We start from the raw sequence: 25,902 nt of genomic DNA, 5'->3' as shown, positions 1-25,902 counted from the left end.
CCGATCTGTTCTCGGGGGTCGTTTCGGCGCAGGCTGATGAGGTACCTGGGCCCGGACCCGCCCGCGGAAGGAGCCCTGCCATGTCCGGCTGGACCGCGCACGACATCCCCGACCAGAGCGGACGCGTCGCCGTCGTCACCGGGGCCAACAGCGGGCTCGGTTACGTCACGGCGCGGGAGCTGGCCCGCAAGGGCGCCCGGGTGGTGCTCGCCTGCCGCAGCGAGGTGCGGGGCGCGGCGGCCGTGGAGCGGCTGGTGTCGGAAGTGCGGGGCGCCGACGTGGAGTTGACGCGGCTGGATCTCGGGGACCTCGGCTGTGTACGGGAGTTCGCCACGGCCTTCCCGTACGGCCGGCTGGACCTGCTCGTGAACAACGCCGGGGTGATGGCGGTGCCGTACGGCACGACGGCGGACGGCTTCGAGACGCAGTTCGGGGTCAACCACCTCGGGCACTTCGCGCTCACCGGTCTGCTGCTGCCCGCGCTGCTCGGCACGCCGGGCGCGCGGGTGGTGACCGTCTCCAGCCCGCTGCACGCGCTGTCCACCATCGACCTCCACGACCTCAACAGCGAGCGACGCTATAGGCGTTGGCTCGCCTACGCCCGGTCCAAGACCGCCAATCTGCTCTTCACGCACGAGCTGGCGCGCAGGCTGGCGGCGCGGGAGGCGGACGTGGTGGCCGCCGCCGCGCATCCCGGGTACGCGGCCACCAACCTGCAGACCGCCGGACCGCGCATGGCGGGTCGCCGGGGCAGTGAGTGGTTCATGCGCAGCGCCACTCGCCTGCTCGCCCAGTCCGCCGAGGCCGGCGCGCTGCCCGTCCTGTACGCCGCCACCGCACCCGACGTCCGGCCCGACTCCTTCACCGGCCCGTCCTTCGTCCACTGGCGTGGCTCGCCCGCCCCGTGCAGGCGGGCGCCCTGGACCGTCGACGACCGGGCGGGCGAACTCCTCTGGGAGGCCTCGCAGCGGCTGACGGGGGTGGCGTACGAGGCCTTGGGAGGTGTGAGCGCCCGGTGAGCGCTCAGGCCGTGGCCCCGCTGTCCACCACCAGGTCGGTGCCCACCACCGACGCGGCGTCGTCCGAGGCCAGGTAGAGGACGGCTGCGGCCACCTCCTCGGTGCCCGAGATGCGGCCGAGGGGGAGGGTGGCCTTCGCCCGCTCGGCCCGGGCCGCCTCCGTCTCGCCGGGGAGCAGGGACATGGGGGTGTCGACGGCGCCGGGGCTGACCGCGTTGATGCGGACGCCGTCGCCGATGTGGTCGAGGGCGGCGCCCCTGGTGAGGACGGAGACGGCGGCCTTGGTCGCGGCGTACGCGGCGGTGCCGGGATGGCGGCCGTGGACCCCGAAGACGGAGGCGATGTTCACGATCGCGCCGCCCGTCGGCTGGGTGCGCATCTGGCGGATCTCGGCCTGGAGGGCGAGGAAGACGCCGGTGACGTTGATGCCGAGCTGGGTGTGCCAGTCCTCCTCCGGGAGGTCGGCCAAGGGGTCGCCGCCGCGGAAGACGCCCGCGTTGTTGACCGCCACGTCGAGGGAGCCGAAGCGGTCCACGGCGGCCGCCACCACGGACCGCACGTCGGCCGCACGGGAGACGTCCGCGGCGACCGCGAGCGCCTTGCCGCCCGCCTCCTCGATCAGCGCCACCGTCTCGTCGAGCGGCTCGCGCCTGCGGCCGGTGACCACGACGTTCGCGCCCTCGGTGGCGAGCGCGAGCGCGACGGCCCGTCCGATGCCGGAACCGGCGCCGGTGACGAGGGCGGTCCTGTCGGTGAAGCGGGTGCGGTGGGCTGCGGTGGTCATGATCTCCCCTTTTTCTTGACCGATCGGTTCATTATTCGGGCCTGAAAAACGCCCCTCGGACGAAGGGCGTCTCAGTCGAGCAGTGTCAGCGCCTGCTCTGCCGCGTCCCGGACCCGGGCCGGGTCCGAGGACGCCTTGCCCACGACCCTGAGGCCCTGGAGCAGGACCAGCAGCATGCGGGCGAGGGCGAGCGGATCGCGGCCGGCGGGCAGTTCCCCCTGGGCCTGGGCGCGGACCAGTGCCGAGTGCAGCACGGTCTCCAGCTGGTCCCAGTTGCGCTCCACCTGCCGGGCGGCTGCCCGGTCGTGCGGGGCGAGCTCCGCCGCCGTGTTGGTGACCAGGCAGCCGTTCAGGCGCAGTCGTTCGTCGGCGGCCTCGGTCGCGTACCGCCTGACGACCGACCGCACGGACGGCAGGGCGGGCCCCGGCTGGGACAGCTCCCGCACGATCGGCGTGAATCCCGCCCGCTCGTAGCGGTCCAGCGCCTTCAGGTACAGCTCGTGCTTGTTGCCGAAGGTCGCGTAGAGGCTGGCGCGTCCGACGCCGAGGTGCTCGACGAGGTCGGACATCGACGTCGCCTCGTAGCCGCGCTGCCAGAACAGCTCAAGAGCTGACTGCAGCGCGGCGTCCGGATCGAACTCCTTGGTCCTGGCCACGACGAACAGCCTAGGTTTTTCTGGAACGATCGGTCAAGTGCCGTAGATGGTCAGGCCGTACGGATCTCGTACGTCGCCACCCGCACCGCCTCGTCGTCCAGGCACTGCCCGGTCTCCAGGTCGAAGCGCTGCTTCAGCAGGGGCGAGGCCACGAACGGGCGGCCCTGGTGGGTGCCGGTCAGGCCGCGGGAGAGGACGGCCGCGCCGCCGAACGGGTCGCGGTTGTCGATGGCGTACAGCTGTCCGGCGCGGTCGCGGAACAGGGCCACCTGGCGGCCGTCCGGCAGCAGGGCCGCCACACCGCGGCCCGGGAGCAGCCGGGTCAGGTCGCAGACAGTCAACCAGTCGTCGTCCAGCCGTACTTGGACCTTCAGGTCGGTTGTCTCGGGTGCCAGGGTCATCGCTGGGCGCTTCCTTCCAGGGGACGGTGGCCGATGGTCAGCAGCGGCAGGGCGGGCTTGATCTGGTCGCGCTCGGGGACGAAGCCGACGACCGGGTCGGGGGTGTCGGGGGCGTTGACGAAGGAGACGAAGCGGGCCAGCTTCTCGGGGTCGTTGATGGTCTCCGCCCACTCGTCGCGGTAGTTCGCGACGTGGGCCGCCATCAGGGACTCCAGCTCCTCGCAGATGCCGAGGGAGTCCTCGACGACCACCTCGCGCACATGGTCCAGGCCGCCGGGGATCCGCTCCAGCCAGGTCGAGGTGCGCTCCAGGCGGTCCGCGGTGCGGATGTAGAACATCAGGAAGCGGTCGATCAGGCGGATCAGCTCGGCGTCCGACAGGTCCTGCGCCAGCAGGTCGGCGTGGCGCGGGGTCGCGCCGCCGTTGCCGCCGACGTAGAGGTTCCAGCCGTTGGCGGTGGCGATGACGCCGAAGTCCTTCGACTGGGCCTCCGCGCACTCGCGCTGGCAGCCGGAGACGGCCGACTTCAGCTTGTGGGGCGACCTGAGCCCCCGGTAGCGCAGCTCCAGGTCGATCGCCATCCGGACGGAGTCCTGGACGCCGTAGCGGCACCAGGTCTGTCCGACGCAGGACTTCACCGTGCGCAGCGCCTTGCCGTAGGCGTGGCCGGACTCGAAGCCCGCGTCCACCAGCCGCGCCCAGATCAGCGGGAGCTGCTCGACGCGCGCGCCGAACAGGTCGATGCGCTGGCCGCCGGTGATCTTCGTGTAGAGGCCGAAGTCGCGGGCGACCTCGCCGATCACGATCAGCTTCTCCGGGGTGATCTCGCCGCCGGGGATGCGCGGCACGATCGAGTACGAGCCGTTCTTCTGGATGTTGGCGAGGAAGTGGTCGTTGGAGTCCTGCAGGGCCGCCTGCTCGCCGTCCAGGACGTAGCCGCTCGCTCCGATCGTCGGGGCGAGGGAGGCGATGATCGAGCCCACCGCCGGCTTGCAGATCTCGCAGCCGTCGGTGCCGCGGGCGTTCTCGCGGCCGTAGCGGTCCAGCAGGTCCTGGTAGGTGTTGATGCGCAGGGCGAGGACGATCTCGTACAGCTCCTCGCGGGTCTGCGAGAAGCAGCCGCACAGGCCCTTGTCGACCTCGACGCCGGACGCCTCCAGCTCGGCGGTGACCAGCTGGCCGAGCACCTTGACACAGGAGCCGCAGCCGGTGCCGGCCTTGGTGCACTTCTTCACCTCGGGCACGGTCGTGCACTGGTGGTCGGTGACCGCGCCGCGGATGGTGCCCTTGGTGACGTTGTGGCAGGAGCAGACGACCGCGTCGTCCGGCAGCGCGGACGGGCCGAGCTGGGCGGGGGCCCCGGCACCGGCGGGCAGCACCAGCGACTCGGGCGAGACCGGCGGGACGGAGCCGGTGAAGGCCTTCAGCGTGCCGTACGCGTCCGCGTCGCCGACCAGGATGCCGCCGAGCAGCGTGCCGTCGCGGCCGATGACCAGCTTCTTGTACAGGCCCGCGCGGGAGTCGGAGTAGACGACGTCCAGGCAGTCCTCGGCGGTGCCGTGCGCGTCACCGAAGGACGCCACGTCCACGCCGAGCAGCTTCAGCTTGGTGGACAGGTCGGCGCCGGTGAACTCCGCCTCGTCCTCGGCGATCGTCGCGGCGGCCGTCTCGGCCTGCTCGTAACCCGGGGCCACCAGGCCGTACACCCGGCCGTCGGCGGCCAGCGCGCACTCGCCGATCGCGAACACGTGCGGGTCGGAGACCGTACGGCACTGCTCGTCGACGGTGATGCCGCCGCGCTCGCCGACCGTGAGACCGCAGTCGCGGGCCAGCTGGTCGCGGGGGCGGACACCGGCGGAGAAGACCACCATGTCGGTGGCGAGCTCGGAGCCGTCGGACAGCTTCATACCGGTGACGGCACCCTCGGCGTCCGTCACGATCTCCTGCGTGCCCACCCCGGTGTGGACCGTCAGACCCATGTCCTCGATGGTGCGCAGCAGCGCGGCGCCGCCGCCCTCGTCGACCTGCACCGGCATCAGGCGCGGCGCGAACTCCACGATGTGCGTCTCGACGCCGAGGCCCTTCAGCGCACCGGCGGCTTCCAGCCCCAGCAGACCGCCGCCGACCACGGCGCCGGAGGTGGCCTTCGTCCTGGCGTACTCCTCGATCGCGAGCAGGTCCTCGATCGTGCGGTAGACGAAACAGCCGGTGGCGTCCTTGTTCGGGACGGGCGGCACGAACGGGTACGACCCGGTGGCCAGGACCAGGACGTCGTAGTCCACGACGAGACCGGAGCGGGCGGTGACCTTCCGCGCCTCCCGGTCGATCGTCTCCGCCGGGTCACCGATGTGCAGCTCGATGCCGTGGTCCTTGATGAACTCCATGTCGGTCATGGAGAGGTCCTCGGGCGTCTTGCCCGAGAAGTACGAGGTCAGCGCCACGCGGTCGTACGCCGGACGAGGCTCCTCGCACAGCACGACCACGCGGTGCGTGGCGGTCAGGCCGCGCTCGGCGAGCGCTTCGAGGAAGCGCTGGCCGACCATGCCATGGCCGACGAGCACGATCGTGGGGTTCGCCCCAGTGGCGGTCATCAGGAGCCTCCATCGTTGGTGAGCAGGTGGAGCAGAGGACCGTCGTCGGGGAGCGGCTCTGCTCCCTCCCAGGCGCGGGCGAGCGCGCCGACGGTGCCGAGTTCGCCGACGAGAACCCCGCCGACCAGGCGGTCGTCGCGGACGACGACCTTGCGGTAGGTGCCGCGGGTGGCGTCGGCGAGCTGTACGACGTCGTCGCCGGGCCGGGCCTCCGTCTCGCCGAACGCGGCGAGGTCGAAGGCGGTCTGCCCGGCGAGGGTGAGCCGGGTAAGCGAACGGGTTCCGGTGTAGCGGGCGCCCGCGTTCCCGCTCAGCGACTCGGCCAGGACGTCGGCCTGTTCGAGCGCGGGGGCGGCGAGGCCGTACACCGTGCCGTCGTGCTGCGTGCAGTCGCCGATGGCCCGGATGTGCGGGTCGGACGTACGGAGCTCGTCGTCGACGACGATCCCCTTGCGGACGTCCAGCCCGGCGGCCTGCGCCAGGCCCGCACGCGGACGCACGCCGCAGGCCAGGACCACGAGGTCGGCGTCGAGGGCGTAACCGTCGGCCATCTCCACCGAGCGGACCGCGCCGCCTACGCAGCGCACGTCACGGACGCGGCACTCGGTGTGCACCTCGACGCCCAGCTCGGTGAGGTGGCGCCTGACCAGCTTCGAGGCGGCCGGGTCGAGCTGCCGCTCCATCAGCCGCTCGGACTGCTGGGCCAGCACGACCTGCGCGCCGCGCATCGCCAGCGCGCGGGCCGCGGAGACCCCGAGGAGCCCGCCGCCGATCACGACCGCCCGCACGCCCGGCCGTACCGCCTTGGACAGGCCCAGGCAGTCGTCCATGGTGCGGAAGGCGTGGACGCCCTCCGGCAGCACATGGTCAGGCGTGAACAGGCCGCGCAGCGGCGGGAGCACCGGGTTGGAGCCGGTGGCCAGCACGAGCGTGTCGTATGCGATCTCCGTGCCGTCCGCGAGGTGTACGGCTCGCGCCTCGCGGTCGATGCCGGTGACCCGGCCACGGGTGAGCTCAGCGGGCGCCGGGAGGGCGATCACCTCGGGGCTGTACCGTCCGGCCAGCACCTCGGCGAGCAGGACCCGGTTGTACGGGCGGTGCTCCTCATCGCCGACGAGCGTCACGGGCGTGCCGAGCTCGCCGAGCCGCCGGGCGAGTCGTACGCCCGCGAGGCCGGCGCCGATCACCACCACACGCGTATTCGAGGTCATGCCCAGGAGCGTGCGATGCCGGTGTTTCCCGACCGCATCACGTCTGTTTCCCGCGAGGAACGCTGCCCTCAGCGAGGGCCGGGGGCGGGTGTGAGGGTTCGGAGGGCGCGGTGCGGGCGGGCTGTGAGGTGGGGTGCGACGGGGGTCGGGTGCGCGCGCCCGGCCCCCGTCCGGGTGCGGCCGGCATCGTCTACGACACGGTCACCCGGTGGCGCCGCTGCGCTGCCGGAGCGTCTCGTGCAGGCGGTCGATGAGGTGGCCCTTGCGCTCGATGGTCACGTCGAAGTAGGCCGCGCTGCGCGCCGACCGGCACACCCCCCGCACGGCCTCCTTCGCCGACCGTTTCCACTCGACCGCCTGGGCGGAGAGATCGAGGAGGGTGTCGCGCAGCCTCGGGTGGCCGAGGACATACGACTTCAGCCGCGCGCCCGTCAGCCCGTCCGGGTCCGACGGGCGCGGCGGGCGCGGCGGCGAGTCGAGCAGCTCCAGGAACACCCGGTTGCCCAGCCCGTCGAAGTCCTGGTGGGTCTTGGCGCCGCCGAGTTCCGGTACGACGTCGGTCAGGTCGTTGAACAGCTGGCTCGCCAGCCCGAGCCGGCGCATGGCCCCGTCCAGGGCGTGCCGCTCCTCCTCGACGACGCCCAGCGCGGCGAGGGCCGCGTCGAGCGGCATCCGGAACAGCGTGCCGGTCTTGCGCGCGGCGACCGACTCCCAGAAGCGCACCCGTTCCTCGTGCGGTGCGGCCAGCAGGTCGGCACGGGTGTCCGCGGACCTCGTCGCCAGGTCGAGCGCCTGGCCGGTGAAGCCGTGGCCGACACCGCGGATCAGGCTGTCCACCACGCCGGGGTCCGCCGCGTGCCGCAGCGCCGCCGTGATCAGCCAGGAGCCGGTGTTGAGCGCGACGGGCACCCCGTGGGTGATGTGCAGCGCGGGCTCGCCGTAGCGCATGGCGCTGCCGTCCTGGATGTCGTCCAGCACCACCGCGGCCTTCAGCAGGACCCGCACCGCCACCGCCGCCCGCCGCACGACGGCCAGGTCGGCGGATGCCTCCTCGCTCCCCGGCCCTTCGGGAAAGCCCCGGTAGTTGCGGTACGCCCAGTACACCATCGAGGGCCGCAACGGAGCCGTACCGCCGGGCGCGCCCGCGGACGGAGGCAGGGCCTGCTGGCCCACCTTGGAGCCGAGCGCGTCGGACACGGGTGTGTACAGGGAGCGGTGCAGCGAGCGGTGCAGGGCGGTGGCGCACACGGCCGCTGAACCGTCGGCCGAACCGTCGTCCGGGGCGGCCGTCAGTGACTTGAGGAACGCGCGCAGGTCGTCCTCCAGCAGCGCCGCGTCATGGCGCACGACGGAGTTCACCTGCGCGGCGTCCACGCTGAGCGACGAGTCCGGGTCGGAGTCCACGCCCGCATGGTCCGGCTCCGCCGAGAACACGGCAAGATCGCTTTTCCGTCACGCAGGATCCACGCCTGTATGGCCGATTCCCGCACCTCAGGTCGCTGTCAGGAGGTCAATCACCCCGGTGGTGTCCTCGTCGGCGTGCGGGCCGGACTCCAGGCGGCGGCGCATCAGGTCCAGGTAGGGCCGCACCATGTCCGGTCGTACACCCTGCTCGTCTGCCGTCCGCAGGAACGTCGGGATCCCCGCGACCTGCATGGCGAGGTTGGAGACGACATCCCGCGTGTAGTCGCCGCTCTCCAGCTTCCCGGCGCTCTCCAGCGCGGCGGGCGCCATGGCGGTCAGCCACGACACGAGCAGCGGGGCGAAGTCCTCGGGAGCGATGTCCTCCCGGCGGATCAGCGCGAAGGCGTGCGCGATCCCGCCGAACATCCCGTACATCGCGCTCAGCAGCGCCACGTCGTGCAGGGCCGCGAAGCCGGCGTCCGCGCCGACATAGGCGGTGCCCGCCGGTACCGCGAGGACGTCCCGGTGCTCCTCGAAGAGGGCGGCGGATCCGCTGTAGAAGACGAACGCCCCGCTGTCCGGGCTGCCGATCATCGGCGGTACGGCCATGATCCCGCCGTCGACGAAGCGGGCGCCGCGCGCCTCGGCCCAGGCGGCACGGGCGCGGCCCTCGCCGGGCGTGCCGGTGGTGAGGTTCACGAGGTCGCGTCCGCCGAGGTCGGCCGTGGCGAGGGCCTCGCCGAGGGAGTCGTCGTCGAGCAGACAGGCGACGACGAGCCGGTTGGCGGCCACGGCGGCGTCCGCGCTCGCGGCGACCGTGGCGCCCTCGACGGCCAGCGCCTCGGCGCGGGCAGGGGTGCGGTTCCAGACGGTCACGGGGTGCCCGGCGGCGAGCCAGGCACGGGCGAGCGCGGTGCCCATGGCGCCGGTGCCGAGGAGGGTGACAGGGGTCGGGGAAGAGGCTTTGTCAGTCGCGTTGTCAGTCATGGCGGTTAGCCTCGTAGAGGTGAACTGCCTGCTCAAGTACGTACTTTCGAGTGGGTGGTTACCTTGAGGGAAGCGTGCAGGGGACAGGACGGGGGAGTGGCGGGCATGGCGATCGGACGGCGGCCGGGGTCGTACGAGTGTGGTGTCGACGCGGCGATGGATGTGATCGGCGGCAAGTGGAAGGTGCTCATCCTCTGGGCGCTGCATGTGCGTCCGCACCGCTTCGGGGAGCTGCGCCGCGAGCTGCCCGGGGTGACGGAGAAGGTGCTCGCCGCCCAGCTGCGGGAACTGGAAGCGGACGGGATCGTGCACCGGGAGGAGTTCGACGAGGTGCCGCCGCGCGTGGAGTACTCGCTGACGCCGAGGGGCGAGACCCTCAACACGGCACTGGAGCCGCTGGGCGAGTGGGGGAAGCGGAACGTCCTGGCGCCGTCACCGGCTGCCGGTGAGGTGCGCGAAGACCACGACGTTGCCCTGATACCCGGTCGTCCGTGAGTAACCGCCGCCGCAGGTGATCACCCGCAGCTCGGGGCGCGGGGCCGCGCCGTACACCTTCTTGTCGGGGAAGTCCTTCGCGTCGTAGACCTCGACGGCGTCGACCGAGAAGAGGGCGGTGCCGCCGTCCCGTCGGTCCACCTCGATCGTGCTGCCCTTCTTCAGGGCGCCCAGGTGGTAGAAGACGGCGGGTCCGTCGGCGTTGTCGACGTGCCCGGCGACGATCGCGGTGCCGGTCTCACCGGGTGTGGTGCCGGCCTCGTACCAGCCGGCGAGGTTCCTGCGCTCGGCGGGCGGGACGTCGAGGCTGCCCGTCCTCGTCAGGCCCAGGCCCATGAGGGGAGCGTCGACGCGGATCGAGGGAATGCGGATGCGGTCGGGAGGAGAGGGCGGGAGCGCGGGGGCGGCCGAGCGCCGGGCGCGCGGGTGCGGGTCACCACGACCGGTGTCCCCGCTCTGCGCCGCCGCTTGTGCGGCCGACGGCTGCGGCGGCGTGTGCGTCTCGGCGCCGTTGCGCAGCAGCCAGGCGCCGGAGCAGAGGGCGAGGGCGGTCGCGGTGGCTATGGCGGCGTTGCCGACGCTGCGGTGACTGCGCACGCGAGCCTCCTCGGACTCCTCTCGTGCCGCCCTGATCCCCCTCCGGGCCGCGAGGGGCGTCGGACCCGGAGGGGGAGGGGACGTGCGGTACCGGCGGACGGACAGCGGAGGGTGTCCATCAGATCCCGTCGCCTCTCGCCCGGCGATGCAGGAGCCAGGTACCGCCCGCGGCGGCGACGGCGAGAGCCGCCACGCCGGCCGCGGTCTGCACGGGATCGGGGCCAAGAGCGCCGCCGACCCCCGTCTTCACACTTCCTCGCGGATGCACCTGTTCGCGCGGGGCCGTCAGCGTGACCACCAGGTCGCCCGTCACCCGCCGGCCGCCCTCGGCGCAGGTCGCGACGATCTCGTACGTCCCCGGCTGCGCGCTCGGCGGCACCTGGAACTTTCCGGTCGCGTCGTGCTCGTGCGTCCTCGGCGCCAGCGTGAAGGACCCGGCGCCCACCGCGCTGGCGTCGCCCTCGGCCGAACCGCCGTCCCCGCAGGACGCCGTGTTCACCGTCACCTGCCCGCCCGGCACGACCGAGGACGGGAGCACCTTGAGGCCACCGACGTCGTCGCCGTACGCGGGCATGCCGCCGAGCCCCACGGCGCCCACGGCCAGCGCGGTCCCTGTCAGCAGACGGGCGGTACGTCGCATCAGCGTTCCTCCGCACTCAGCGGGGCCACGGCCCGCGACACCCCCATGTGCCGCCGCCTCGGTCGTGCCCTGCCCTTCCGAGGTAAGGGGCAGCGGGGCGGGCGCGCTTCCTGAGAGAGCGTCAGAAATGGGATGAACGGGTGTCGGGCGGACGGGACGGGGTCCGGGACTCGGCGCTGTTTCAGCAGGTCATGGCCGCGTCCCGGGGGTGTCGCGGAAGAGAACCTGTTGAGTGGGGGACCGCGCGTGTGAACGGGTGACCCGCCCCGGATGACCCGCCCACAGCCGACCCGCCCGCAGCCGACCCGCCCGCAGCCGACCCGCCCGCAGTCGACCTGCCCACAGCCGACCCGCCCGCAGCCGACCCGCCCACAGCCGTTCCCCGGCCGACCCGTCGCCCGCGTCCCCCTCACTCAGGCAGATCGCCGTTGCCACCCAGATTCGCGACCATCCGCCGCAGCACATTGACCGTGGTCACGAAGTCGGCCGTGTCGACGCCTTCATGCAGCTGCCGATGGACGCGCAGGTTCCGCTCCCTGGCCCGAAGGCGCCCGGCCTCCCCGGCCTCGGTCAACGTCATCGCACCCCCGTCCTCCGTCAGCCACCCACGGGCGGCGAGATCGTCGAAGACGCCGTCGAAACCGATCCCGAGGTCTTCGTAGACCGCCAGCCGTTCGGTCAGCGTGGCCCGGGTCCATCTGCCGGGATCACCGGCGACATGGTTGAGCGACACTTGCGGTCAATGCGGCTTTCACGATGCCGCACCGCCTCGGTTCGCCCTGCGCGGGTTGCCGCGGTCGATGGTGAACACGACATTGCTGCCGGTCTGCAGCGGAGTGGTGAAGATCGCGTAGGCGGCGACCCGGCCGAACGCGTCCGGATAGGTCCGGCCGTGCTGGATCAGTCCACCGGCACCGATTCGGCTCAGCCCCGAGATCTGAGTGTTCAGGATCTCGGCACCGATCGACTCCCCGACGGTCAGACGGTACTCGGCGTCCAGCAGGGACCGGAAAGCGTAGGCCTGAACCCTGACCTCACGATCCGTCCCGAGGTATTTGCGGGCGACCACATGGAACTCGACGGAGTGGAATCCGTGATGCCGGCGCAGTTCGGACACCTGGAAGCGGTACTCGACCGCCGGAGAGCCGCGCAAGGTGGTCGGACGCGGTGCCGGCTGGTCCAGTTGCTGCCCGTCGACCCGGACATGACTGACATGGAAGCAGTGGGGGTCCGTCAACTCCAGCCCCTCGTCCACCTGCCAGCGCAGCACATACCTGAGGTCGCCGGCCAGCCGGCTGAAGGACTCGTCCGTCAGTGACGACACACAGATGAAGCGCAGTTCCCGGGGGATCACCTGCACCTGGTAGGAGACACGCATGGCCTGAACGGCGTATCCGTCGGGTTCGAGACCGTCCAGGTGGCAGTCCCAGCGGTAGTGGGACAGGGCCCCGGCGAAGAGGTTCTCCCGGATGGGCTCAAGGACCTCGCGCAGCGCCTGGTCGATGGCCTCGTTCACCTGCAATGTCGTGTCCCGGATGGTGATCTGCCCGAAAATGAAGCTGACCAGCGCGGCCGAGACCAGTGTCGTCCCCACGACTTCGAGTGAGGTGACGAGGACGTCGTCCTGGGCGCGGTCGACGGAGACGACCAGAGCGATCGCCCCGACCACCAGGACCAGCAGGTTGTAGATGCGCACTGTGCGTCGGACTTCCGCGATGACACGCCGCTGATCGCTCATCAGGACTCCCGGGGGAGAGCCGGCTACACGGGTTCACCGAGCAGCCGCCAGACATCTGCCATGCAGTCGCCGATCTGGATGCCGACCGCTGCGGTGTCCGCCTGGTCCTCCGTGAGGAACACGGCGATCAGGTCGTGGTGGCGGCCGAAGAGAATGCCCGCGTCGTGTGCCAGGCGGCGCAGGCTGCCGGTCTTGTGGGCGACTTTCAGATCGTCGGGCAGCCGCAGCGGCAGGCGGAAATTGCGCACGCTGTTGCGCAGGGCGCCGAGGACGGGACGCAGGTGCGCTTGCGTCGCGGCGTACCGCAGGATCAGCGCCATGTCGTCCGCCGTAGTGGTGCTGCTCCGCGCCGCCGCGCCCAGATCGCGGTCGGAGAAGCCCACCCTCATGTGCGTGTGGTGTGCTCCCGCCCGCTCGGCGGTGGCCGTCACGGCCTCCATGCCGACGAGCTCCACCAGAAAGGTCCCGATGGGGTTGTCGCTGGTCGCGAGCATCAGGCCGCAGAGTTCGACGAGTGTGAACTCGTGCCGCTCGTCGAAGACCTCCAGCACCGAGGGGTAGGCGGTGCGACCGAGTTCGGAGCGCCTGACCACTCGGGTGGCGTCCAGCTGCTCCAGCACCGCGATGGCCAGCGGGACTTTCATCAGGCTGGCCGCGGGAAAGACGCGGTCGGCATTGCGCCGCACACAGACGTCCCGTCCCCGCAGGGACCGCAGCAGCACGGCCCTGGAAGGGGCGTTGCCGACAAAGGCGTCGACGCGACCATCGATGTCCATCCCGCCCCCCGACGCCCCGGCCCGCCCGCATCCGGCCAACTCAGGTTAGGCGCAAGCAATTTGGGACGTCCATACCGCCGTACCCCGTTCCCGGGCCGTCCTCACGCCCCGCCCGAGTACTCCGCCAGCACCTCGCCCACCGTCCGCCGCGCCACCCCCGCCAGCACCGGATTGGTCCCGTTCCCGCAGCTCTCGCCGTAGTGGTGCTCCGCCATCAGCCCGAAGCACAGCGCCCACCCGCGCCCCCGGGCCCACGTCGTGTCGTCGACGTCGGCCGCATCGCGGAACACCTCGCGGGTCGCGGCGTCGAAGACCGCCCACGCCGCGATGGTGTCGGCCGCCGGGTCCCCGACGCCGAGGCAGCCGAAGTCGATGACCGCGGTGAGGCGGCCGGAGGAGGTCAGCAGGTTGCCGGGAAGGAGGTCGCTGTGGAGCCAGACGGGGGCGTCGTCCCACTGGGGGAGGCGCAGGGTTTCCTCCCACGCCGCTGTCGCGACCGCCGGGTCCAGCATGCCGACGGCGCCCAGGTCGCGGATCGCGGTGCGGACGTACGCGTCGTGCTTGCCCACCGGGTCGCCGCGGAAGGACAACGGTCCGCCCGCCGCGTCCACCTTTCGCAACGCCGCCACGAAACGGCCCAGCTCACCTGCGGCCTCCCGTGGCTCGCCGAGCGGCGCGTCGTAGGCGTTCTCGCCGTCCAGCCAGTCGTACACGCCCCACGGCAGCTCATATCCGGCGGCGGGTTCGCCCAGCGCCAGCGGTGTCGGGACCGCCAGGGGCAGATGCGGGGCCAGGTGCGGCAGCCAGCGGTGCTCCGTCTCGATCTGGCGGGATCCGCCCGGCAGGCGCGGCAGGCGTACGACCAGGTCGGCGCCCAGGCGGTACATGGCGTTGTCGGTCCCGGCGGAGGCGACCCGCGTCACCGGCAGCCCGGCCCACCGCGGGAACTGCTCCGCGACCAGGCGGGCGACCAGCGTCTCGTCGATGTCGAGTTCCTCGGCGTGCATCTTCGTGGGCGACGGCATACGGCTCCGTGGCGGCTCGGGGAGGTCGGGCAGGCGGCAGCGGAGCGTATCCGGGGCCGCAGCGCGCACACCACCGCTTTTCGCCGCGCCCAGGCGCGGGACGGCCGCGGTCCCCTCCACTGCCACGGCCGCCCCGGCGCCCTCCTCTGCCACGGCGGCCCCGGTCCCCCTCCACTGCCACGGCCGCCCCGGCCCCTTCTCTGCCACGGCCGCCCCGGTCCCATCCACCGGGGCGGCCGCTCACCAGCTCTGACCGGGCGACCGGCTCAGCCCACCTTCACCGCCTTCCAGGCCGCCGCCACCGCCCCGTACTCCACGCTCCCGGCCCCGTACAGGTCCTTTGCCGCGTTGAGCGTCGCCGTACGCGCTCCCGCGTAGTTCGTCGAGGACGTCATGTAGACCGTCAGCGCCCGGTACCAGATCTTGCCGAGCTTGGCCCGGCCGATCCCGGTCACCGAGGAACCGTCGCAGGTGGGGGAGTTGTAGCTGACGCCGTTGACCGTCTTCGGGCCGCTGCCCTCGGCCAGCAGGTAGGCGAAGTGGTTGCCGACGCCCGACGAGTAGTGGACGTCGAGCGCCGCGGTCGTCGCGCTCCAGCAGTCGACCGAGCTGCCGTCCTTCGACGGCTTGTCCATGTAGCGCAGGGCGCTGCGGCCGAAGCCCGGCCGGACGATCTTCTCGCCGATCAGATAGTCGCCCGGGTCGGAGGCGTTGCCCGCGTGGAACTCGACCAGTGTGCCGAAGATGTCGGACGTGGCCTCGTTGAGGCCGCCGGACTCGCCCGAGTACGTCAGCGCGGCCGTCTTCGAAGTGACCCCGTGGGTCATCTCGTGGCCCGCCACGTCCAGTGACACCAGCGGCCCGAGCTGGGTGCCGTCACCGTCGCCGTACGTCATGCAGAAGCAACTGTCGTCCCAGAAGGCGTTGTTGTAGCCCTTCCCGTAGTGCACGCGGTTGAACGAGCCCTTGCCGTCGCCAGCGATGCCCCTGCGGCCGTGGACGTCCTCGTAGTAGTCCCACGTCACGTCCGTGCCGTACTGCGCGTCCACCGCGGCCGTCGAGCGCTCGGCCGTCGTGCCGGTGCCCCAGTGGTTGTCGGCGTCCGTGAAGACGGTGGCCGGGGCGCGGTTCAGGCAGACGGCGAGGACGCACAGGTCCGTCCTGTTCGCCGCGTCACCCGTGTAGGTGCCGCCGCGCGTCGGGTCCTTCAACTGGTACGTCGATCCCGACACCGTCGTCTCCAACGGCACCGTGCCGCCGTACAGCGACTTCCCGTCACCCGTCGCCGTCTCGATGCTGTCCCACGCGTCGATCTGCGCTCCGGTGCGGGCGTCGGTCAGCACCGTGCGGGCGGCCGGGTTGCCGAGGGAGTCCTGGGCGACGACGTCGGTCCGCCAGGCCAGCTTCGGGGCGCCGTGCAGGGCGTCGACGACCAGCTTCGGCCTGGCCGTCAGCTTCTTCAGCGTCTCGCCGAGGTTGGCGGCGCGCAGGGCGTTCGCCGCGAGGTCGGCCGCCTTCGGCGCCGAGACGCTGGGCGCGATGCTCGACAGGGAGATCGGTCGGGTCGTGGCGCGAGAGGCGCCGCGGTATGTGCCGTCCTTCGCCAGGTGGACGACGAAGTCGCCGCCGAGGACCGGAAGTTGGCGGTATGTGCGGTCGTAGCGGACGTGCTGCGTGCCGTCCGCGTCGACGATCACGTCCCGCACCGCGGTGTCCTGCGCGGTGGTCAGCCCCAGGCTTTCCGCCCGGTCCGCGAGGACCTCTGCCGCGTTCTCGATCGCGCCGGCCCTGGTGGGCCTGTCGTCCGCGTCGGCGGCGGGAGAGAGCGCGGCGGCCAGCAAGGTGGCGGTGGCGGTGACAGCGCCGGCCGTGGCCAGGCGGGAACCTCGGACATGCAGCCGTATCCGACTCATCGGTCTCCTTCAACGGGACGGCACTGAAGATGACCAAGATTCAAGGGGGCGTGCACATGCCATGAACAGGGTGAGCGCGTGGAGGTGTGTGAGGGGAGAGGATCGTTTCTGCGAAGGGGGGTGATCCTGGTGTGACCGCCCCGGCGGGGCGTTCCGTTTGCGTTCTCGTCGAATGCGGTCGGGGCGTGCGCGGAAGGCGGGCACGCTGAGCGCACCTGACGACAGGCAACTCACCCGACATCCAGGGGGACTGATGAGGAAGACGATCGGGCGGCTGACCGTGGTGCTGGTGGCGGGCGCGGCGGGCGTGGTGCTGACCGCGGGGAGCGCGGCGGCGGGCAGCGAATGGAGCGCGGCGCCTGCCGGCAGCGAATGGGGTGCGGCTCCGGCCGGTTCTGACTGGGGTGCGGTTCCGGTCGGCTCTGACTGGGGTGCGGCTCCCGCCGGCACGGACTGGGGTGTCGCTCCCGCCAGTACTGAGTGGGGTGTCGCTCCCGCAGGCAACCGGTGGAGCACCGAGGCGACCTGCCTGCCCCGCGAATGCCGCTGAGGCCGGTGTCCTGACCCTCCTCCCGCGCCGGTACGCTGCGCCACGGCCGGCCCTCGCGCCGCCACCGCCCAGCCCCCCGCCGCCGAGGAGACGGCCCGAAGTGACCCTGCCCTTCTTCGTCTACGGCACCCTCCGCCCCGGCGAGCCCAACCACGACCGCTTCCTGCGCGGCCGTACGGCACGCGAGGAACCGGCCCGGATGACCGGTCTCGTGCTGTACGACGGCCCCGGCTACCCGTACGCCGTCGAGGAGCCCGGCTCAGTCGTGAGCGGTGAGCTGGTGACCGCCAGGCCGGAGGCCTACGACGAACTCCTCGACGCCCTGGACCGCTTGGAGGACTACGCCCCGGGCGACCCGCACAACCTCTACGAGCGCGTGGTGCGGGAGGCCGTACGGCAGTCCGACGGCACCCCTGTCCCCGCCTGGGTGTACATCGCCGCCTTCGGCGTCGCCGCACGGCTGCGGACGCGGGGCCCGGTCATCGCGAGCGGGGACTGGACGGCCACAGATCGTCGTACGCGGCATCCATGAACGCGACCTTCGCCCGGTACAGCCCGTCGCCGTCGGCGCCTTCGCCCCGGGCAGCCGACGTCAGCCGCACCGCGTAGCGGTGGGCCGCGCCGCGCAGCGGCTCCGTCCGGGCCGCGAGGTCGAGCTCGGCCTGCGCCAGCCACAGCTCGTCCAGCAGCGCCTCGGGCGGTTCCTCGCCGTCCGGGACGGCCGAGGCGGCCTTCTCCACCCGGAACGCGACCTCCAGGAACTTGAGGATCACGTCCTTCACCTCGGCGCGGTGTTCGGCGTTCTGCTGGGTCTCCAGCTGCCGGTGACTCGCCCGCGACACCAGGTACTGCCCGAACAGCGACCCGGCCGCGCCCAGCGCGACGCCCGCCAGGGACAGCACCGCCGGGCCCAGCGTCCCCCAACTTCCCATGCCGGCAAGTGTCGCAGGATCACCCCTGGGACTCGACCGCCTCCACCCGCACCGCACACGCCTTGAACTCGGGCATCCGCGACGTCGGGTCGAGCGCCGGGTTGGTCAGGGTGTTGGCACGGCCCTCGCCCGGCCAGTGGAACGGCATGAAGACGGTGTCCGGGCGGATGCCGGTCGTGATGCGGGCGGGGGCCACGGCCCGGCCCCGGCGCGAGACCACGGCCACCGGATCGCCCTCGGCCGCCCCGAGCCGCGCCGCCAGCCTGGGGTGCAGCTCCACGAACGGGCCCGGCGCGGCGGCGTTCAGCTCGTCGACGCGGCGGGTCTGGGCGCCGGACTGGTACTGGGCCACGACCCGGCCGGTCGTCAGCAGCACCGGGTACTCGTCGTCGGGTTCCTCGGCGACCGCCCGGTGCGAGACGGGGACGAACCTCGCCCGTCCGTCCGGCGTGGCGAACCGGTCGAGGAACAGGCGGGGCGTGCCGGGATGGACGCCGCCGGCGACATCCTCGTCCTGCGCCGGGTCGTCGGCCACGGCGGTCACGTCCAGCGAGGCGTCCTCGCAGTCACCGGAGGCGCCGGCGCCAAGGCCGTCGCCCGCGCTCAGGGCACCGCCCGCGCTCAGGGCACCGCCCGCGTCCGGGCTGCCGTCCGTGCCCAGGCCGCCGGTTGCGCCCGAGCCGTCACTCGCGCCCGCTCCCAGCCCGGTGCTCGCACTCACATCACCGCCCGCGCCCAAGCCGCCGTCGGTTGTGGCCGGGCACGGCCAGAACACCCCGTTCTCCTCGATCAGCCTCCGGTACGTGATCCCGGAGTAGTCCGCCGGCCCGCCCGCACTGGCCCGGCGCAGCTCCTCGAAGACCTCCTCGGGGTCGGTCGAGAAGCCCTTCTCCAGACCCCTCTCGCCGCCCAGTCGTGCCGCGAGCTCGTGCATGACCTCAAGGTCGCTGCGTACCCCCTCGGGCGGGGTGATCGCCCGGCGCCGCAGCAGGACGCGGCCCTCCAGGTTGGTCGTCGTGCCCGTCTCCTCCGCCCACTGCGTGACCGGCAGGACGACGTCCGCGAGGGCGGCCGTCTCCGACAGCACGACGTCACAGACCGCCAGGAAGTCCAGGGACTTGATGCGTTCCTCGATGTGCGCGGCACGCGGCGCCGACACCACCGGGTTGGAGCCCATCAGCAGCAGCGCCTTGATGTCCGTACCCAGCGCGTCCAGCAGCTCGTACGCACTGCGCCCGGGCCCGGGAAGGCTGTCCGGGTCCACGCCCCAGACCTCGGCCACATGCCGCCGGGCCGCCGGGTCGTCCAGCTTGCGGTAGCCGGGCAGCTGGTCGGCCTTCTGGCCGTGTTCGCGTCCGCCCTGTCCGTTGCCCTGCCCGGTCAGACAGCCGTACCCGGACAGCGGCCGGCCCGCCCGCCCGGTCGCCAGGCACAGGTTGATCCACGCGCCCACGGTGTCGGTGCCCTTGGACTGCTGCTCGGGGCCGCGCGCGGTCAGCACCATCGCGTGCTCCGGCTCGCAGAACAGCCGTACGGTCTCCCGGAGCTGGGGCACGGGCACGCCCGTGATCCGCTCCACGTACTCCGGCCAGTGCGCCATCGCGGCGGCCCGCGCCTCCTCCCAGCCGACCGTGCGCTCCTGGACGTACTCCTCGTCCACCCGGCCCTCGGCGACGACCAGGTGCAGCAGGCCGAGGGCCAGCGCGAGGTCGGTGCCCGGCCGGGGCATCAGGTGCAGGTCGGCCTGCTCGGCGGTCCTGGTCCGCCGCGGGTCGATGACGACGAGCGTGCCGCCGTTCTCCTTCAGCTCGTTGAAGAAGCGGAGCGACGGCGGCATCGTCTCCGCCAGGTTGGAGCCGACGAGGATCACACAGCCCGTCTTCGGGATGTCCTCCAGCGGGAACGGCAGCCCCCGGTCGAGGCCGAACGCCTTCATCCCGGCCGCGGCGGCCGACGACATGCAGAAACGGCCGTTGTAGTCGATCTGCGAGGTGCCGAGCACGATCCTCGCGAACTTGCCGAGGCTGTACGCCTTCTCGTTGGTCAGACCGCCCCCGCCGAAGACCCCGCACGCGTCCGGGCCATGTTCCGTACGCGTGCGGCCGAGGCCCTCGGCGACGCGGTCCAGCGCCTCGTCCCAGGTGGCGGGCACGAGCGTGCCACCGGAGCGCACCAACGGGGAGGTCAGCCGGACGTTCGCGGCGAGGACCGAAGCAGCCGTCCGGCCCTTGCCGCACAGCGCTCCCTTGTTCACCGGGAAGTCCGGGCGCTCGACCACCGCGACACCCCCGTCCTGCGTGGGCGTGAGGTTCATTCCGCACTGCAGGGCGCAGTACGGGCAGTGCGTGGGCGTCGCGGAGTTCGGCATGCCGTCCAGCGTGAGTCGGGCGTGTTACGTGCGCGGCGGCTCCCTGTTACGCGGCCGGGACGGTGACCTCCCCGTCGCCGCCCGGCCGCCGTGAGGCGCACAGGCGCCCGGCCTTGAGTCGCCGCGGGGTGGTGCCCGGGTTGCCGCTGTGGTGAAAGTCGCCTCACGTGTCTCATTCCGTACCGTAGTTGGCCGGTCACGCCTCGTTGAGAGTTGAAGAACCAGAGCTACAGTCGAGGCCCAGGCACGGCGCCGGCGCAGCACGTCCGCCTGCATGCACTCCCCATGCACTCCCCATGCACTCCCCATGCACTCGGCATGCACTCCGCATGCATGGGCCCACGCATGCACTCCGTACGGCGTTCGACATACCGGGCATGCCCGCACGGCAAACCGTCATCTCGAAACAGCCCGCCAGGAGGTCCCCCGACCATGCCCCTGCGCCCTCCAGGCCCCCTGGGCCACCTGCCTCCCCACGACCAGCACCTCTTCTGGCAGTACGGCCGCGGCCCCACCGTCCCCGTACCCGACCCGCTGATCCACCGCGCCGTCGAACGGCAGGCCGCGGCGGCCCCGCACGCCGTCGCCGCCGAACACCGGGGCGCGCGGATCACGTACGGCGAACTCGACCGTCACGCCGACGCCCTCGCCGCCCGCCTGGCCCGCGAGGGCGTCCGCCCCGGCGACCACGTCGGCCTCTTCGTACGCCGCTCGATCCCGATGCTCGTCGGCCTGCTCGGCATCCTGAAGGCGGGCGCCGCCTATGTCCCGCAGGACGTCGGCCTCGCGCCCCCGGCCCAGCTCGCCCACGTCGTCCGCACCGCCCGCACCCGCGTCGTCCTCACGCTCGCCGAACACGCCCACCGGGTGCCGCTGCCCGACGGCCACCTGATGGTCACGCTGGACGGGCCGCAGCCGTACGCGCCGAAACCGCGCACCCCCGTACGGCCCGACGACGGCTGCTACGTCCTGTTCACCTCGGGCACCACCGGCCGGCCCAACGGCGTGAAGGTCACCCACCGCAACGTCGCCAACATCCTCCTCACCGAACCCGGCGGCCTGGGCATCCGCCGGGGCGACCGTGTGGCCCACCTCCTCAACGTCGCCTTCGACATGGCCGCCTGGGAGATCCTCGGCTGTCTGACCCACGGCGGCACCCTGGTCATCCGCGGCAAGGACATCGCGGCGGCGGCCCGGACGGCCGACGTCCTCATCGCGACCCCGACCGTGCTGTCCGGCATCGACCCGGCGGCCTGCCCCCGCGTCCGCACCGTCGCCGTCGCCGGAGAGCCCTGCCCGCGCCCGCTCGCCGACCGCTGGGCCCGCCACGCCGCCTTCCACAACTGCTGCGGCCCGACCGAGACGACCATCGTCAACACGATGCACCGCCATCGCCCGTCCGACCCGCTGCTCACCATCGGCCGCCCCACCCCCAACAACACGGTCTACGTCCTCGGCCCCGACCGCCGTCCGCTGCCCATCGGCGAGGCGGGGGAGATGTGGGCGGGCGGCGACTGCGTCTCGGCCGGCTATCTGGGCGATGAGCGACTCGACGCGGAGCGGTACGCCCCCGACCCCTTCCTCGGCGGCGGCCACCGCATGTTCCGCACCCGCGACCTCGGGCGCTGGACCGCCGACGGCGAACTGGAGCACCTCGGGAGGACCGACGACCAGGTCAAGGTGCGCGGCTTCCGGGTCGAACTCGACTCCGTCTCCTCGGTGCTGGAGTCGGTCGAGGGCTGTGCGCGGGCGGTGACGCTGAAGCGGGACGCGCGGACCCTGGTGTCGTTCGTGTGCCCGGCGGACGTCGACCCCGACACGGCCCGGCGCGTGGTGGCGGAGGCGCTGCCGTACTACTGCGTGCCCGAGCGTGTCATGCCCCTGCCATTCCTGCCCGAGACCGACCGCGGCAAGGTCGACAAACAGGCGCTGCTGCGGATGGCCGACGAGCGCGAGGGGGCGGTCCGATGACGACGGCCCCCGTGACCAGGACCACCGCGCTGCCGCCGGTCACCTCGGCGCCACGCCGGCTGCTCAAGCACCCGCGCCTGATGCACTACAACCGGCTGGCGGCACTGGTCCTCGTCGCCAACGCCGCCTGGGCGGCGTCGAGTTGGCCGCTGTCCCCGCAGGCCCTCGCCCACGCCTCCCTCGCCAACCTCGCGCTCGCCGTCCTCGTCCGCCAGCAGTACGTCATCAACCTCTTCTTCCGGCTGGCGACCCGGGTGCCGACGAGCTGGCCCCTGAAGGTGCGCTGGACGCTGGGCAAGGTGTACCACTTCGGCGGACTGCACGTGGGCGGGGCACTGGCGGGAGCGACCTGGTTCCTGGCCCTGACGCTCACCGGGGCGGAAGGCCTGTCGGCCGTGGTGAGCTGGGCCCTCGTCGTCCTCCTCGCCGTCATCGTCGCCACCGCCCTGCCGCCCTTCCGCTCCCGCCACCACGACCACTTCGAGAAGATCCACCGCTTCGGCGGCTGGACGGCCCTGGCCCTCTTCTGGGCGCACACGCTGCTGTCCGCACCGCAGCCGGTCCCGATCACCGTCCTCACGGTCGTCACCTTCAGCGTCGCCCTGCCCTGGCTGCGGCTGCGCAAGGTCGACGTCCGCCTCGAACGGCCCTCCCCGCACGTCGTACTGGCCCGCTTCGACCACGGCGAGACCCCCTTCGCGGGCTCCTCGACGGCGATCAGCCGCAGCCCGCTGACGGAGTGGCACTCCTTCGCCAACGTCCCGACACCCGGCGAGCCCGGCTTCCGGCTGACGATCTCCCGCGCCGGAGACTGGACGGGATCCTTCATCGACGACCTGCCCACGCGGGTGTGGGTCAAGGGCATCACCACGGCGGGCGTCGCCAACATCGAGACCCTCTTCAAGAAGGTGGTCTACGTCGCCACCGGCAGCGGCATCGGCCCCTGCCTGCCCCATCTGCTGGCCGCCGAGGTCCCCTCCCGCCTGGTCTGGGCGACCCGCGACCCCCGCACGACCTACGGCGACGCCCTGGTCGACGAGATCCTCGCCGTCCAGCCGCACGCCCTGGTCTGGGACACCTCCCGGCACGGCAAGCCCGACATGGTCCGGCTCGCCTACGAGGCGTATCGCGACTTCGGGGCCGAGGCGGTCATCTGCATCTCCAACAAGAAGCTCACCTGGCAGGTGGTGCACGGCCTGGAACGGCGCGGGATTCCGGCCTACGGCGCGATCTGGGACTCGTAACCCTGGAGGGACCTCATGGACAACGTCAAGATCGAGCGCGCCGGCGGCGTGGTGATCGTACGGCTGCACCGCCCGCAGGTGCTCAACGCCCTCAGCAGTGAGCTGCTGGCCGAACTCCTCGACGCCCTGCGCCCGTTGGACGCCGACCCGGAGGTGGGCTGCTTCGTCGTCACCGGCTCGGACACGGTGTTCGCGGCCGGTGCCGACATCAGGGAGATGGCGGGGCGGACGGCCGCTCGGATGGCGGCCGAGGACTACTTCGCCGACTGGGAGGACTTCACGGCCCTGCGCACACCGAAGATCGCCGCCGTCAACGGGCATGCGCTCGGCGGTGGTTGCGAGCTGGCGATGATGTGCGACCTGGTCATCGCGGGTGAGTCGGCGGTCTTCGGCCAGCCGGAGATCAAGCTGGGGGTGATCCCCGGCATCGGCGGCACCCAGCGTCTGACCCGGCTCGTCGGCCGGGCGAAGGCGATGGACCTGATCCTGACCGGCCGCACCATGGACGCCCGGGAGGCTGGAAGCTGCGGTCTCGTCTCCCGAGTCGTCCCGGACGACCAGGTCCTGCCGCAGGCCCTGCGGGCGGCGGCGACGATCGCCTCGTACGGCCGCGCCGCGGTCAGGGCCGCGCGTGAGTGCGTCGACCAGGCCCTCGAAACCGGGCTACGCGACGGCGTCCTCTTCGAACGCCGCGTCTTTCACGCCCTGTTCGCCACCGACGACCAGAAGGAGGGCATGAGCGCGTTCCTGGAGAAACGCGCACCCCGCTTCACCGGGCGCTAGCCAGGGCCTCCTGGACTCCTGGTTCCTTCCGTCCGAGGAACCGGGGGTCCGGTTCGAAGACGGCGTCCAGGGCGGCCTTGCCGGCCGCGAAGAGTTCACGGGTACCGCCGTAGTACCAGGTGGCGTCGTGCTTGGCGTCGACGCCGACGCCGTACGACGCCACCCCCGCCTCCTGGCACAGCGCGACCGCCCGCCGGATGTGGAAGCCCTGGCTGATCAGCACCGCCTCGTCGACGCCGAAGATCTTCTTGGCGCGGACGCAGGAGTCCCAGGTGTCGAAGCCGGCGTAGTCGCTGACGATGCGCGAGTCGGGCACGCCGTGCCTGGTCAGATAGGCGCGCATGGCGTCGGGCTCGTCGTAGTCCTCGCGGCTGTTGTCGCCGGTGACCAGGACGACCTCGACACGGCCCGCGCGGTACAGCTCGGCCGCCGCGTCGAGCCGGTGGGCGAGATACGGGGACGGCTCGCCGTCCCACAGCCCGGCACCGAAGACCACCGCGACGTCGGTGCGCGGCGCGTCGGCCGTGGTGCGCAGCCGGTCCCCGGTCACGACATGCATCCAGGTCGCCGGAAGCAGGCCCAGGACGCACCCCAGCATCACGGCCTGCACCAGCCGCCGCTGCCCGGTGCGGGTGCGGGGAATCCGTGGTCGGGCCAATCGGGGCAATCGGGGCAGCTTCGGTCGGCGCATCGGACGGTTCCCTCCAGGTCGGCTCCCGCCTCTTCTCGACATCCAGGGACGTCCTGTCAGCCTCCGCGGTTCGCCGCCCCCGACGTGACCAGATTCACGCCACCCGGAGAAACCGCAGCTCATGCCCCCTCACACCGCTCAGGAGCGGCACCGTGAACCCGGTGTAAAAACCCGTGACGCGCCCGCAACGGGGAGGCAACGTCCGGCCCCCACCATCGATCCATGACGGCGTCGAATCCTCCTCGCGACGAGTCCCCGACGGCCCACCTCGACAGTACGGCGCACATCATGAACCGGATCAGCAGCCAGCTCGCCAGCCAGCTCAGCCTCGTCTCGCTCGACGGCAGGCGCCGCCCCGAGCCGCCCGCACTCGTCGTCGTGGCCCACGGCAGCCGCGACCCGCGCGCCCTGAGCACCGTACGCGCGCTCCTCGACAAGGTCCGCGACCTGCGCCCCGGCCTGCCGGTCCACCTCGGCCACATCGAGCTGAACGAGCCCCTGCTCCCCGACACCCTGGCGGCCCTCGGCGGCCGGGAGGCCGTCCTCGTCCCCCTCCTCCTGAGCCGCGGCTACCACATCAAGCGGGACATCCCCGAGATGGCCGCCGAGTCGGAGGTGCACGCACGCGTGGCCGGCGCACTCGGCCCGCACCCGCTGCTGGTGGAGGCCCTGTACGCCCGCCTGGTCGAGGCGGGCTGGCGCACCCGGATGGACGACCCCACCCGCCGCAGGAGCGCGGTGGTCCTGGCGGCGGCGGGCTCCCGCGACCCCGAGTCGAAGGTGGACACCTCCCGCACGGCCCAGCTCCTCGCCGACCGCCTGGGCGTCCCGGTGGTCCCGGCCTACGCGACGACGGCGGCCCCGACGGTCCCCGACGCGTTGCGTGCCCTGGCCGCAAGGGGCCGCACAAGGGTGGCGGTGGCCTCGTACTTCACCGCCCCGGGCCGCTTCGCGACGGAGTGCGCACAGGCGGCACCGTGGATCGCGTCGGCCCCGCTCGGCACCCACCCCGCGATGGCGAAGCTGCTCCTGCACCGCTACGACCAGATGCTGTCGACGCCGAACACAGTGACGGAGCCGGTGCTCGCCTCGGCCTGAAACGCTCGCTGACGTCCCGCTTGTCGGT

The 25,902-nt window shown here is 72.3% G+C and carries 25 protein-coding genes; 8 read left to right on the top strand and 17 right to left on the bottom strand.

Annotated features, from left to right (window positions below; translation table 11 throughout):
• The first annotated feature begins 80 nt into the window (after nucleotides 1–80).
• The gene (locus AQI70_RS04155) at nucleotides 81–1,019 is read left to right on the top strand and encodes an oxidoreductase (protein ID WP_062144216.1); all 939 of its coding nucleotides are present in this window, start codon (nucleotides 81–83) and stop codon (nucleotides 1,017–1,019) included.
• Between the two features lie 4 nt (nucleotides 1,020–1,023).
• Here the strand turns inward: AQI70_RS04155 and AQI70_RS04150 are convergent, their stop codons facing one another.
• The 7 genes from AQI70_RS04150 to AQI70_RS04120 all read right to left on the bottom strand — a co-directional run bounded on the left by AQI70_RS04150 (nucleotide 1,024) and on the right by AQI70_RS04120 (nucleotide 9,053).
• The gene (locus tag AQI70_RS04150) at nucleotides 1,024–1,803 is read right to left on the bottom strand and encodes an SDR family NAD(P)-dependent oxidoreductase (RefSeq protein WP_062144213.1); all 780 of its coding nucleotides are present in this window, start codon (nucleotides 1,801–1,803) and stop codon (nucleotides 1,024–1,026) included.
• A 71-nt stretch (nucleotides 1,804–1,874) separates the two neighbouring features.
• Nucleotides 1,875–2,459 (bottom strand): TetR/AcrR family transcriptional regulator, encoded by a 585-nt coding sequence (locus AQI70_RS04145; RefSeq protein ID WP_062144210.1) that lies wholly within the window; start codon nucleotides 2,457–2,459, stop codon nucleotides 1,875–1,877.
• A gap of 50 nt (nucleotides 2,460–2,509) precedes the next feature.
• Nucleotides 2,510–2,860 (bottom strand): nitrite reductase small subunit NirD, encoded by a 351-nt coding sequence (nirD, locus tag AQI70_RS04140; RefSeq protein ID WP_062144207.1) that lies wholly within the window; start codon nucleotides 2,858–2,860, stop codon nucleotides 2,510–2,512.
• Complete coding sequence (gene nirB, locus AQI70_RS04135) at nucleotides 2,857–5,451, bottom strand: nitrite reductase large subunit NirB (RefSeq protein ID WP_062144204.1); 2,595 nt, start codon at nucleotides 5,449–5,451, stop codon at nucleotides 2,857–2,859. The genes nirD and nirB overlap by 4 nt, the downstream gene beginning before the upstream one ends.
• Nucleotides 5,451–6,662 carry an NAD(P)/FAD-dependent oxidoreductase gene (locus tag AQI70_RS04130; RefSeq protein ID WP_062144201.1) on the bottom strand — a complete coding sequence of 404 codons (1,212 nt, stop codon included), beginning with the start codon at nucleotides 6,660–6,662 and terminating at the stop codon, nucleotides 5,451–5,453. Before AQI70_RS04130 ends, nirB begins: the two co-directional genes overlap by 1 nt.
• 201 nt (nucleotides 6,663–6,863) lie before the next feature.
• A complete protein-coding gene (locus AQI70_RS04125; protein WP_244181439.1) occupies nucleotides 6,864–8,066 on the bottom strand; it encodes a polyprenyl synthetase family protein in 1,203 nt (400 codons plus the stop codon).
• A gap of 87 nt (nucleotides 8,067–8,153) precedes the next feature.
• The gene (locus AQI70_RS04120) at nucleotides 8,154–9,053 is read right to left on the bottom strand and encodes an NAD(P)-dependent oxidoreductase (protein ID WP_062144198.1); all 900 of its coding nucleotides are present in this window, start codon (nucleotides 9,051–9,053) and stop codon (nucleotides 8,154–8,156) included.
• Between the two features lie 105 nt (nucleotides 9,054–9,158).
• On the opposite strand from AQI70_RS04120, the gene AQI70_RS04115 reads away from it, so the two are divergent.
• Nucleotides 9,159–9,548, top strand: a complete 390-nt coding sequence (locus AQI70_RS04115; protein ID WP_062145062.1) for a winged helix-turn-helix transcriptional regulator — start codon at nucleotides 9,159–9,161, stop codon at nucleotides 9,546–9,548.
• Here AQI70_RS04115 and AQI70_RS04110 read toward each other — a convergent pair.
• From AQI70_RS04110 to AQI70_RS04080, 7 genes are all read right to left on the bottom strand, one after another.
• Nucleotides 9,486–10,145: a class F sortase gene (locus tag AQI70_RS04110; RefSeq protein WP_062144195.1), complete on the bottom strand. Its 660-nt coding sequence runs from the start codon at nucleotides 10,143–10,145 to the stop codon at nucleotides 9,486–9,488. The two genes, AQI70_RS04115 and AQI70_RS04110, sit on opposite strands and share 63 nt — an antisense overlap.
• Nucleotides 10,146–10,263: 118 nt before the next feature.
• Nucleotides 10,264–10,785, bottom strand: coding sequence for a hypothetical protein (locus tag AQI70_RS04105; RefSeq protein WP_062144193.1), 522 nt, complete (start codon nucleotides 10,783–10,785; stop codon nucleotides 10,264–10,266).
• A 409-nt stretch (nucleotides 10,786–11,194) separates the two neighbouring features.
• Nucleotides 11,195–11,518, bottom strand: coding sequence for a hypothetical protein (locus AQI70_RS04100; protein WP_062144190.1), 324 nt, complete (start codon nucleotides 11,516–11,518; stop codon nucleotides 11,195–11,197).
• Between the two features lie 18 nt (nucleotides 11,519–11,536).
• Nucleotides 11,537–12,523: a hypothetical protein gene (locus tag AQI70_RS38330; protein ID WP_062144188.1), complete on the bottom strand. Its 987-nt coding sequence runs from the start codon at nucleotides 12,521–12,523 to the stop codon at nucleotides 11,537–11,539.
• A gap of 23 nt (nucleotides 12,524–12,546) precedes the next feature.
• Nucleotides 12,547–13,299 (bottom strand): serine hydrolase, encoded by a 753-nt coding sequence (locus tag AQI70_RS04090; protein WP_062144185.1) that lies wholly within the window; start codon nucleotides 13,297–13,299, stop codon nucleotides 12,547–12,549.
• Between the two features lie 101 nt (nucleotides 13,300–13,400).
• Nucleotides 13,401–14,324, bottom strand: coding sequence for an aminoglycoside phosphotransferase family protein (locus tag AQI70_RS04085; protein ID WP_062144182.1), 924 nt, complete (start codon nucleotides 14,322–14,324; stop codon nucleotides 13,401–13,403).
• A gap of 266 nt (nucleotides 14,325–14,590) precedes the next feature.
• A complete protein-coding gene (locus AQI70_RS04080) occupies nucleotides 14,591–16,237 on the bottom strand; it encodes a M4 family metallopeptidase (protein ID WP_062144179.1) in 1,647 nt (548 codons plus the stop codon).
• Between the two features lie 253 nt (nucleotides 16,238–16,490).
• On the opposite strand from AQI70_RS04080, the gene AQI70_RS38945 reads away from it, so the two are divergent.
• Together AQI70_RS38945 and AQI70_RS04075 are read left to right on the top strand one after the other, a co-directional pair.
• Entirely contained in the window at nucleotides 16,491–16,787 is a 297-nt protein-coding gene (locus AQI70_RS38945) for a 5'-nucleotidase (protein ID WP_159042605.1), read from the top strand.
• Nucleotides 16,788–16,887: 100 nt separating this feature from the next.
• Entirely contained in the window at nucleotides 16,888–17,319 is a 432-nt protein-coding gene (locus tag AQI70_RS04075) for a gamma-glutamylcyclotransferase family protein (RefSeq protein WP_062144176.1), read from the top strand.
• Here AQI70_RS04075 and AQI70_RS04070 read toward each other — a convergent pair.
• Nucleotides 17,267–17,719 (bottom strand): hypothetical protein, encoded by a 453-nt coding sequence (locus AQI70_RS04070; RefSeq protein WP_244181438.1) that lies wholly within the window; start codon nucleotides 17,717–17,719, stop codon nucleotides 17,267–17,269. The genes AQI70_RS04075 and AQI70_RS04070 overlap by 53 nt on opposite strands.
• Nucleotides 17,720–17,738: 19 nt before the next feature.
• On the bottom strand, nucleotides 17,739–20,087 hold the full coding sequence (locus AQI70_RS04065) for a molybdopterin oxidoreductase family protein (protein WP_062144169.1): 2,349 nt from the start codon (nucleotides 20,085–20,087) through the stop codon (nucleotides 17,739–17,741).
• A 432-nt stretch (nucleotides 20,088–20,519) separates the two neighbouring features.
• Here AQI70_RS04065 and AQI70_RS04060 point away from each other — a divergent pair, with 432 nt between their 5' ends.
• Genes AQI70_RS04060 through AQI70_RS04050 form a run of 3 tightly spaced genes read left to right on the top strand, consistent with a single transcriptional unit; the run spans nucleotide 20,520 to nucleotide 24,085 of the window.
• A complete protein-coding gene (locus AQI70_RS04060; RefSeq protein WP_062144165.1) occupies nucleotides 20,520–22,058 on the top strand; it encodes an amino acid adenylation domain-containing protein in 1,539 nt (512 codons plus the stop codon).
• Nucleotides 22,055–23,302, top strand: a complete 1,248-nt coding sequence (locus AQI70_RS04055; RefSeq protein ID WP_062144162.1) for a ferredoxin reductase domain-containing protein — start codon at nucleotides 22,055–22,057, stop codon at nucleotides 23,300–23,302. Before AQI70_RS04060 ends, AQI70_RS04055 begins: the two co-directional genes overlap by 4 nt.
• A gap of 15 nt (nucleotides 23,303–23,317) precedes the next feature.
• Nucleotides 23,318–24,085: an enoyl-CoA hydratase-related protein gene (locus AQI70_RS04050; RefSeq protein WP_062144160.1), complete on the top strand. Its 768-nt coding sequence runs from the start codon at nucleotides 23,318–23,320 to the stop codon at nucleotides 24,083–24,085.
• Here the strand turns inward: AQI70_RS04050 and AQI70_RS04045 are convergent.
• Nucleotides 24,072–24,776, bottom strand: a complete 705-nt coding sequence (locus AQI70_RS04045) for a SanA/YdcF family protein (RefSeq protein ID WP_079051133.1) — start codon at nucleotides 24,774–24,776, stop codon at nucleotides 24,072–24,074. The genes AQI70_RS04050 and AQI70_RS04045 overlap by 14 nt on opposite strands.
• A 222-nt stretch (nucleotides 24,777–24,998) precedes the next feature.
• On the opposite strand from AQI70_RS04045, the gene AQI70_RS04040 reads away from it, so the two are divergent.
• Nucleotides 24,999–25,874, top strand: a complete 876-nt coding sequence (locus AQI70_RS04040) for a sirohydrochlorin chelatase (RefSeq protein ID WP_062144155.1) — start codon at nucleotides 24,999–25,001, stop codon at nucleotides 25,872–25,874.
• Nucleotides 25,875–25,902: the final 28 nt, after the last annotated feature.

It is taken from the genome of Streptomyces curacoi (genome assembly GCF_001513975.1).
GTDB classification, from domain to species: Bacteria; Actinomycetota; Actinomycetes; order Streptomycetales; family Streptomycetaceae; genus Streptomyces; species Streptomyces curacoi.
This window is presented reverse-complemented; position numbering and strand designations above follow the sequence as displayed.